8 protein-coding genes, 1 tRNA gene and 1 pseudogene are annotated in these 9,394 nt (G+C 29.4%); 8 read left to right on the top strand and 2 right to left on the bottom strand.

Annotation, left to right across the window (positions count from 1 at the left end; genetic code table 11):
* Positions 1-4: 4 nt before the first annotated feature.
* The 3 genes and pseudogenes from L1S49_RS23450 to L1S49_RS22020 form a co-directional block, all read left to right on the top strand.
* Positions 5-1,537: pseudogene (locus L1S49_RS23450) on the top strand (3'-5' exonuclease); the annotation flags it as partial.
* A 28-nt stretch (positions 1,538-1,565) separates the two neighbouring features.
* Entirely contained in the window at positions 1,566-3,554 is a 1,989-nt protein-coding gene (gene ligA / locus L1S49_RS22015; RefSeq protein WP_238907434.1) for an NAD-dependent DNA ligase LigA, read from the top strand.
* Positions 3,551-3,826, top strand: coding sequence for a hypothetical protein (locus L1S49_RS22020; protein WP_021800413.1), 276 nt, complete (start codon positions 3,551-3,553; stop codon positions 3,824-3,826). The genes ligA and L1S49_RS22020 overlap by 4 nt, the downstream gene beginning before the upstream one ends.
* Before the next feature lie 64 nt (positions 3,827-3,890).
* Here the strand turns inward: L1S49_RS22020 and L1S49_RS22025 are convergent, their stop codons facing one another.
* A complete protein-coding gene (locus L1S49_RS22025; RefSeq protein WP_021800414.1) occupies positions 3,891-4,118 on the bottom strand; it encodes a hypothetical protein in 228 nt (75 codons plus the stop codon).
* A 152-nt stretch (positions 4,119-4,270) separates the two neighbouring features.
* On the opposite strand from L1S49_RS22025, the gene L1S49_RS22030 reads away from it, so the two are divergent.
* A complete protein-coding gene (locus L1S49_RS22030; RefSeq protein ID WP_238907435.1) occupies positions 4,271-5,779 on the top strand; it encodes an ABC transporter substrate-binding protein in 1,509 nt (502 codons plus the stop codon).
* Positions 5,780-5,825: 46 nt separating this feature from the next.
* On the opposite strand, the gene L1S49_RS22035 is transcribed toward L1S49_RS22030, so the two are convergent.
* Complete coding sequence (locus L1S49_RS22035; protein ID WP_238907436.1) at positions 5,826-7,220, bottom strand: hypothetical protein; 1,395 nt, start codon at positions 7,218-7,220, stop codon at positions 5,826-5,828.
* Between the two features lie 121 nt (positions 7,221-7,341).
* Between L1S49_RS22035 and rph the strand changes: the two genes are divergently transcribed.
* The 4 genes from rph to L1S49_RS22055 all read left to right on the top strand — a co-directional run bounded on the left by rph (position 7,342) and on the right by L1S49_RS22055 (position 9,394).
* Positions 7,342-8,091 (top strand): ribonuclease PH, encoded by a 750-nt coding sequence (rph, locus tag L1S49_RS22040; protein WP_238907437.1) that lies wholly within the window; start codon positions 7,342-7,344, stop codon positions 8,089-8,091.
* A 4-nt stretch (positions 8,092-8,095) separates the two neighbouring features.
* A complete protein-coding gene (locus tag L1S49_RS22045) occupies positions 8,096-8,722 on the top strand; it encodes an XTP/dITP diphosphatase (protein ID WP_238907438.1) in 627 nt (208 codons plus the stop codon).
* Positions 8,722-9,201 (top strand): metallophosphoesterase, encoded by a 480-nt coding sequence (locus L1S49_RS22050; protein WP_238907439.1) that lies wholly within the window; start codon positions 8,722-8,724, stop codon positions 9,199-9,201. Before L1S49_RS22045 ends, L1S49_RS22050 begins: the two co-directional genes overlap by 1 nt.
* A 120-nt stretch (positions 9,202-9,321) precedes the next feature.
* Positions 9,322-9,394, top strand: a tRNA-Pro gene (locus L1S49_RS22055).

The following is a 9,394-nucleotide window of genomic DNA, read 5'->3' on the forward strand; positions in this document are numbered from 1 at the left end:
TAATTGCATCTATGCATGGCGTGGTGCGGATATAAGAAACATATTAGATTTTGAAAAAGATTATCCAGAGTGTAAAACTGTTAAGCTTGAGCAAAACTACAGAAGCATGGGTAATATATTAGAAGCGGCTAATTTTGTTATAAAAAATAATAGCGAAAGAAAAAGCAAGATTTTAAGAACAGAAGCTGAAAAAGGAGAAAAAATAAAAATATATAGAGCTTTTTCAGATATGGATGAAAGTAATTTTGCTGCTACAACTATTGAAAATGGTAGAAAAGAGGATAGAAAATATAGAGATTTTGCAGTGCTTTATAGAACTAATGCACAATCACGTATATTTGAAGATACTTTTATAAAAAGAGGTATTCCTTATAGATTAATTGGTGGACTTAAGTTCTATGATAGAAAAGAAATTAAGGATATATTAGCTTATTTAAAGGTTATTAATAATCCAGCCGATTCTGTAAATCTTAGAAGAATAATTAATGTTCCGAAAAGAAGTATAGGGGATGCAACTGTAGATAAGGTATTACAATTTGCAGCTGACAATGAAATGAGTTTATTTGATTCCTTAATAGAAGCAGAAAATATCTCAAGCTTAACTCCTAGAAATGTAACGGTTATAAACAAATTTACTGCATTAATGGAAGAGCTTATTGAGTATAGTGAAAGTATGCCTATATCTAATTTAATTGAAGATATTTTAAAGAATACTGGATATTTAAAAGAGCTTAAGGAATCAAATAATCCAGAGGATTTAAGCAGGGTTGAAAACCTAGAGGAATTAGTTTCAGCAGCGGTGGATTTTGAGAAAAATGAAGAGGATAATTCTTTAGCAGCCTTCCTTGAAAAGGTGGCTTTAGTTCAAGATGTAGATAATTTTGATCAAGAGGCAGACTCTGTAACTTTAATGACTCTTCATTCAGCTAAAGGACTAGAGTTTCCAGTAGTATTTATGGTTGGTATGGAGAATGGGTTATTCCCAGGGGCATCTTCTTTTAATTCTGAAAGCGAGATGGAGGAGTCTAGAAGACTTTGTTATGTTGGAATTACTAGAGCAAGAGAATTCCTATATATGACGTCAGCAGAGGTTAGACGAGTTTTTGGTAGAACTGTTGCTTATCCACAATCAGATTTTATAGCAGAGATTCCTACAGAATTAAGAGAGTATGTTAATGTTACTAAACACTCAGGGACACTTGCAGGGGGTAAGTCTGCATATGCTAATTACAATATAAGTGGAGGAAATCCACATACCCTGAGGAATTCCTATGGCAATAATGCTTCAAAAGGTAATAAATTTATTAGCTCTGCAGAAGCTACTAAGAAGTTAAATAATATTCTAAATGAAGACTCAGAAAAGATGCTGACTAAGGGGGAAGCTACTTTAGGAAGAAAAGTTAAACATCCTAAGTTTGGTATAGGTACCATAGTTAAAGCTATTGAAGTAGATGATGATGTTAAGATTACTATTGCATTTGATTCACAAGGAATAAAGACACTATTACTTAGCATGGCTTCTTTAGAATTATTATAAGTTAGGTAAATATCAGGAGGTCATTAATATGGATAAAAAGGAAAGAATGGAGCAATTAGCAACGGAGCTAAATAAATATGCCTATGAGTATTATGTGTTAGGTAATCCTTCTATTGCAGATAAAGATTATGATGAGAAATATTATGAATTAGTTGAGTTAGAAAAACAGGAAGGGGTAATCCTTCCTTATTCTCCTACACAAAGAGTTGGTGATATAATTCTTCCTGAATTCAATAAGTATGTTCATAAAGGAAGACTATGGAGTTTAGATAAGGCTCAAGTTTTTACAGAATTACAAGATTGGCATAATAGAAATGTGAAGTTTGTTAACGAGTATAATAAAAGTAATTCTGATAAGCTTCCAGAGATAAGTTATATAATTACTAAAAAATTTGATGGGTTAACTCTTAACTTAACTTATAATAATGATGGGATTCTTCAGGTAGCTGCAACTCGTGGTACAGGATCTATAGGTGAGGATGTAACTGCACAAGCAAAAACTATAAAAACTATTCCACTAAAAATAGATAACCATAACGTGTTTGAGATTCATGGGGAAGCTATAATGACCAAGGAAGCTTTCGATAACTACAATAGCAGTGCTGCTGTACCTCTTAAGAATTTAAGAAATGGAGCTGCTGGAGCTTTAAGAAATTTAAATGTTAAAGAAACTGCTAAGAGAAATCTATCTGCCTTCTTTTATGATATTGGATATAATGAAGGAACTCAGTTTACTACATATGAAGAGATGTTAACTTTTATAAAAGATAAGGGATTTCCTATAGATTCTTATATGAAATGTTGCACTACTTTAGAGGAAATAAATAAAGAAATAGAATATATTAAATCCATAAGATTTGAGTTAAATTATGATATAGATGGTGCAGTAATTGCAATTAATGACATGAGAACTAGAGAGCTTTTAGGATATACTATAAAATTTCCTAAATGGGCTATAGCATATAAGTTTGAAGCACAAGAAGCAACTACAAAGTTATTAGATGTAGAATGGAATGTTGGAAGAAGTGGAAGGGTTTCTCCTACAGCAATATTAGAACCTGTTGAGTTAGCTGGTGTAACAGTTAAAAGAGCAACATTAAATAATATGGATGACGTTAATAAAAAAGGTGTAAAAATAGGAGCAGAAGTGTTTGTAAGAAGGAGTAATGATGTTATTCCAGAGATTATGGGAGTAGTTGAGAGCTCTTTAGAAAATACGCAGGAAATAACTCCACCTACTAAATGTCCTTATTGTGATGGGAATGTTGTTTTAAATGGTGCACATTATTTTTGTGAAAATACTCTTTCTTGTAAACCTCAGCTTGTAAAAACCATAGTTCATTTTGCATCTAGAGAAGCTATGAATATAGAAGGCTTTTCAGAGAAAACGGCTGAACAGTTATTTGAAAAGTTAGATATTAAGTCTATATCAGATTTATATAGATTAAATAAAGAAGATTTATTATCCTTAGAGAAGTTTAAAGAAAAGAAGGCTACTAATCTTTTAAATGCAGTAGAAAAGAGTAAAGACTGCGAGCTTTATGCATTTATATATGCGCTTGGAATACCTAATGTAGGTGTTAAAACCTCAAAGGATTTAGTGAAGAGATTTAAAACCTTAGATAATATAATAAAGGCAAATCTGGAAGAGTTGCTTGAGGTACCTGATATTGGCGGAATAGTTGCAGAATGTATAGTAGGTTTCTTTAAAGAGGAGCAAGTAATAAATACTATAAATGATTTATTGAGTCTAGGAGTAAAACCTAGGTACGAGCAGATTGAGGTATCAGAAAATATTTTTGAGGGAAAAACTGTTGTAGTTACTGGAACACTAGAGAATTACTCAAGAACCTCTATTAAAGATAAACTTGAGTCATTAGGGGCAAAGGTATCTGGAAGTGTAAGTAAGAAAACGGATTATGTGATAGCTGGAGAAGAGGCAGGATCTAAACTTACAAAGGCTCAAGAATTAGGAGTAACAGTATTATCTGAGAAAGAGTTTGAGGATATGATATGATTAAGAAAGCTGTAAATGCAATCAGTCTTACAGCAGCAGTTGTATCTATAGTAGTTATTATTGCAACATTTTTAACTTCTTATAGATATGTATATATTAATGAAATTTTTACAGGATATTATCCCCTACAAGTCTCCATTACAGTAACTATGATAGCATGGGGATTTAAGTTTTGGATGAATAATACTGGACTAAGAAAATATCTATATACCTTTATATGTTTTATATTATCAGTAGCATCAATCTTTTTTTTAAGCAATTTAGTAAAGTAATTTATTTAAAGAGGGATATATCTAAAATCTAGATATATCCCTTATTTTTATGTATATTTAAACTTTATAAATTAGAATCATCATGGATTTCATTAGTTTTTTTAGAACCATTACATGAAATAGATACATTATTTTGAACTAACATATAAATATTTTGAGTCAATTTTTCCAATAGATAATTTTGATATTTCATTTGTGCGTAAGTTTGTTTTGCAACAATAAAACCCCAGATTGCAACAAACATTATAGTAAGCATAGATAATATGCCTAAGATCTCTAACAGTATTTTCATTATTAATACCTCCACTAAAAACATATTAATATTATAACACGAAATATCTTCCTATATAACCTAGAATAATGTAATTAATATTTAAAATTGCAGTTTAAATTACTTTATTTTGTCAATAATTAAGAAGAATGTTTAAAAAAGGAGAGTAAAATATGAAGAGAAAATTAACATTAGTTATTGTTTTAATATTGTCCTTAGTGTTAATGAGCTGCAAAAAAATAGATACGACAAATGTTTACTCCCCAAGCGATGAACTTAATTATGGAGTATACAATTTACCTACAAGTTTATTAGAAAGTAGTGTTGGAATTAATGATGAGCTTTTGTCAGCTTTATTTGACGGATTAATATATAAGGATAGTGAAGGTAATATTAAACCTCAATTAAGTGAGAGTTATACAGTAAGTGAAAATAAGCTTGAATACACTTTTAAAATAAGAAGAGATATCTATTGGAGTAATGGAGAAAAGATAACATCAAAGGATTTTGTAACTTTTTTTAAAGAATTTATTAATAATGCTAAAAGCATAGATGATCTAGAAGAGTTAAAGTCTATATATGGTGTAACTGATTATTTTAACAAAAAAGAGAATTTTGAGAAATTAGTAGCTATAAGTTCAGATGGTGAACTTTTTAAAATTAGATTAAATTATAAAGATGATAAGTTTATAGATACTCTAACAAAAAATAAATTTAAAATAAAAAAAGATTTTACAAAACTTAGTTCCTATAAAGACTATTATAAAAACATACCATATTCGGGGCAATACAAAATAAGTAGTATAGAAGAATCAGGGAAATTAGTACTTGAGAAAAACCCTAAATATTATGACAAAGGAAATGGAGAAGATAAAATTAATATAATCTCCTATAATGATAATGAGTCTGCTCTTGCTAGCTATGAAACAAATAAGATAAATGTAATGAAAGACCCCCCATTAAGTTATTTACCTAACTTAATTAGTAGAAATGAAATATCTCAAAGTCCTTCTTATAGTAATACGTTTATTAGTTATAATAGTAAAGAGGATAATGTATTTAATAATAGCAAGCTTAGAAAGGATTTTGGAGAGTATGTTAAGGGAATAATGTCTACAGAAGAATTTAAAAATATTATCCCATCTAATTTAATAAATGATTTTTCTAGTAATAAGGGTGAAAATAGCGACTCTATAAGTAGAATAGAACCTGCAAGCTCTTTGATGGAACTAAAAAGTATTAATATAGTTTCTTTAAATACTGAATACAACAAAGAGGTTTTAAAGTTTATTTCTGAACAAGGGAAAAAAGATAATTTAATAATATATTATAGGCTTCTTAGTTCAGAAGAATTAGAACAAGAAATAAAGAATGGGAAATTTTCAGTTTATATAGGTAGTACTGATAATATTGGAGACTATAATAAGATATATAATGATGTTTTAAATAGAATATATAAAGATGAGAGTTTAGATAAGAAGATGAAAGAATTTGAGGGTAAAGAGAGTAAGGAGAATATAGTTAAATATATGGTTAAAGAAAACTATTGTATTCCACTATATAATAAAGAGTCTATAATTGTAAAAAAGAATGATATAAAAGAATTAAATAAAGATTTTTATGGGAATATAATTTTAAACAGTATGGTTATTGGAGAAGATGTAAGTAGAAGTACAGAATAATAAAGGTGAAAGCTTCCTTTTTTGGGGGTGCTTTCACCTTTGATGTTTAAACTTCAGATATATCAAATGTTTTTTGTATGATGTCTTTTTTAAATAAATATATAGCTAAAAAATAGATCATCATATTTCTTTGAGCATAAAATGTATCTTTTGAAGGAGTTATAGTTTCTTTCTTTTTGGAATAAGTAATTTCTTTTCTGAAAACAGGACATAGCTCTGAAGAATCGGATATATTAGAGATTTTAAATAATTGTTCATTAAACATATCTTCAGATCTTAATGAGGCATTCCTATATCGCTCAGCTGAATCTATATCGGGAACATCAGGCCAAGAGGTAGTAAGTTGCCCATTTAATAAAATTCTTTTGTACAAAGAGGATATATTGTTTTCGTAGCTACTATCGGCATCTTCATCAACAAAATAAATTAATGAACTAAACATATAATTCAATAACTCTGTTGAAGAGTATTTTATTTCTTTTTTATCTGAGTTTTTATTAAAAATAGATTTATCACTATCAAAAAGCTCTAAGTGTTTTTTAGAAAAGGACATAAAATCTTCTTTAAAGTCTAAATAACCAGTGTTTTTATAAGTTAAATAGAAGTTTATATTTTCTAAGGTTGTAAGCTCTATATCTTCATTAGATAGCTCATTAAAAGTATGTTTTTCTTTTATTAAATCCATTAGGTCAAGAACAAGCTCTTTACTTTTTTCTTCTTTAGAATAGTCGTAAAAGATATTTAGAGCTAAACAAAGCTTATTACATTCTTGACTTGATAGCGAATAAATTTCTTCTTTAAAATCAGATAACATCTTTAGTATATCTAAAGCAAAATTTTTATAAACGGCAGCATCATCGTCAGAAGGCGCTAAATTAGAATAGTTATAATAAGCACACATCATAAATGCTTGATCTGAAAATTTAAATTTATTTTTTTTATCTATAAAAGTACTGTCACTTGAAGATGATATTTTTTTATCTACAAAAAATCCTTCTGGACTTCTTAATGATGTAGAATAAAAATCAAGTTGATATTTAGCTAACTTTTTATAAACTTCTGATAATTCATATAGTTGTTTATCGACATCTTTAAAAAATGAGTAGTAATCAGATAACTCTAGTATACTTAAGGTCATAAGAGCATTTGATATTACATTTATCTCTTTCTTAAATGTATTTTCATCCCAAGATAAATTACTTTTTGAAACAATCTTAGGATTCCCTTTTTTATAAATACATAGAAGTGGTGAATACTTATCAAATATGTTATTATCAGAATTGGATGAATGTTTTTTGTTTGATTTTGTGTAGTGAACTATTCCACACTTTGAATTTAATACAATGTTTTTTAATGATTCTTTTGAAAAAAAGAAAAGTTGATGTTTTATTTCTTCAGCAGAAATACTATTCATTCTGAAAAAAGGTCCTATATATCTCAAATAAAATTCCACCTCTTAAATTAATCCTTATATAAATAATATGAAAATATTAACAAAATGTTGCATAATAATAATACATTTATATATTAAAAGTAGTAAAATAATACGGGAAGGTGATTGCATGAGAATCGATGGAAGAAAAAATGAACAAATAAGACCAGTTAAAATTACAAGAAAATATACTAAGTTTGCAGAGGGATCTGTACTAATAGAAGTTGGAGAAACTAAGGTTATATGTACAGCGTCTATTGAGGATAAAGTTCCTCCATTTTTAAAAGGTTCAGGTGAAGGATGGATTACAGCAGAGTATAATATGTTGCCTAGATCTACCCATGTAAGAAAGCCTAGGGATATAGCTAAGCTTAAGATTGATGGAAGAACAATGGAGATACAGAGACTTATAGGAAGAGCACTACGCTCAGTTGTTGATTTAAAGGCCTTAGGAGAAAAAACTATATGGATAGATTGTGATGTAATCCAAGCAGATGGTGGAACAAGAACTACATCAATTACTGGAGCATTTATAGCTTTAGTTGATGCTGTTAACAAGCTTCATAGGGAAAGAAATTTTCAGGTTTATCCTATAAGAAATTTTGTTACAGCTGTAAGTATAGGTATAGTTGATGAACAAAAAGTAATTGACCTATGTTATGAAGAGGATTCGAATGCAAAAGTTGATATGAATGTTGTTATGACTGATGAGGGCGAGTTTGTGGAAGTTCAAGGAACTGGAGAAGAGGCTCCTTTTAGTAGAAATGAATTAAATGATCTTTTATCTTTAGCTGAAAAAGGTGCTAAACAAATGATTTTGGCTCAAAAAGAAGCTTTAAAGATGGATGCTCTTTGGATAGGGACAGGAGAGAGAAAATAGAGATATGAGGAAGTTGATTTTAGCAACAAATAATAAAAATAAAGTTAAAGAAATAAGAGAAATATTAAAAGAACTTAAAATAGATATAATGAGTTTATCTGATTTAAACATAGATGTTGATATAGAGGAAACCGGAAGTAGTTTTGCAGAAAATTCATTGATTAAAGCTAGAGGAATAGCAGATATTTTGAAGAAAAATAATTATAAAAACTTTATTGTAATGGCAGATGATTCAGGGTTAGAGGTTCCTTATTTAGGAGGAGAACCAGGTATTTTTTCTGCACGTTATTCTGGTGTACATGGTGACGATAAAGGTAATAATAATAAGCTTCTTTTAAAGCTTCAAGGGATACCAAAAAGTGATAGAAAAGCAAACTTTAGATGTGCAATAGGACTAATTGATAGCAATAATGTTGAAAAAGTAATAGAAGGTACAGTTGAGGGATTTATTACTGAAAGGGAAGATGGAGAAGGTGGATTTGGGTACGATCCATTATTCTTTTATGAGCCGTTAAACAAAACTTTTGGAGAACTTTCTTCAGAAGAAAAAAATTCTATTAGTCACAGAGCTAATGCTTTAAATAAACTTAAGAATGAAATAGAAGAACTATTAGATAAACAGGAGGAATAATGTTAGTTGCAGTAGTTTCAGATACCCATGGAGTTAGTGAATATATAAAAAAAGTAGCTAATGTAATAACTAAAGCTGATATCTTAATTCATTTAGGAGATAATATAAGTGACTTAGATGAATTAAAAACAAAATTTACAGGAACATTTTATGGAGTAAAAGGAAATTGTGATTTTGAGAATTCAATTCCAAAAGAATTATTGATAGATATAGAGGGTAAAAAAATATTAATTACTCATGGCGATAGATATAATGTTAAGTCTGGAATTAACACATTATATTATTCAGCACTTGAGAAGAAAGTAGATGTTGCACTATTTGGACATAGTCATATACCTTTAATTGTAGAGCAAGATGGAGTACTGTTTGTTAATCCTGGAAGTCCCTCTCTGCCAAGGCTTAATGCAAGGACAATAGCCTTTTTAGAGGTTAATAAAGATAAGCCAGTAAGTGCTTATTTATATGAGATTAGAGTGTGAATAGAGAGCTAGACTTAATGCATGTTTTAGAAAGTAATAAAAAAATTTAAAAAGGGTATTGACGTATTAAAATATATCGTGTAGAATAATCATTGTCGCCGCGAGATGGTAGCGACATTGCGGGGTGTAGCGCAGATGGGAGCGCGCGTGGTTTGGGACCATGAGGTCGCAGGTTCAATCCCTGTCACCCCGA

It is taken from the genome of Clostridium sp. YIM B02506, from assembly GCF_022324845.1.
GTDB classification, from domain to species: domain Bacteria; phylum Bacillota; class Clostridia; order Clostridiales; family Clostridiaceae; genus Clostridium_T; species Clostridium_T intestinale.

Excerpts from the sequence above, each read along its gene's own strand:
- ligA (WP_238907434.1), top strand. The coding sequence starts at position 1,566 with ATGGATAAAAAGGAAAGAATGGAGCAATTAGCAACGGAGCTAAATAAA.
- L1S49_RS22020 (WP_021800413.1), top strand. The coding sequence starts at position 3,551 with ATGATTAAGAAAGCTGTAAATGCAATCAGTCTTACAGCAGCAGTTGTA.
- L1S49_RS22025 (WP_021800414.1), bottom strand. The coding sequence starts at position 4,118 with ATGAAAATACTGTTAGAGATCTTAGGCATATTATCTATGCTTACTATA.
- L1S49_RS22030 (WP_238907435.1), top strand. The coding sequence starts at position 4,271 with ATGAAGAGAAAATTAACATTAGTTATTGTTTTAATATTGTCCTTAGTG.
- rph (WP_238907437.1), top strand. The coding sequence starts at position 7,342 with ATGAGAATCGATGGAAGAAAAAATGAACAAATAAGACCAGTTAAAATT.
- L1S49_RS22045 (WP_238907438.1), top strand. The coding sequence starts at position 8,096 with ATGAGGAAGTTGATTTTAGCAACAAATAATAAAAATAAAGTTAAAGAA.
- L1S49_RS22050 (WP_238907439.1), top strand. The coding sequence starts at position 8,722 with ATGTTAGTTGCAGTAGTTTCAGATACCCATGGAGTTAGTGAATATATA.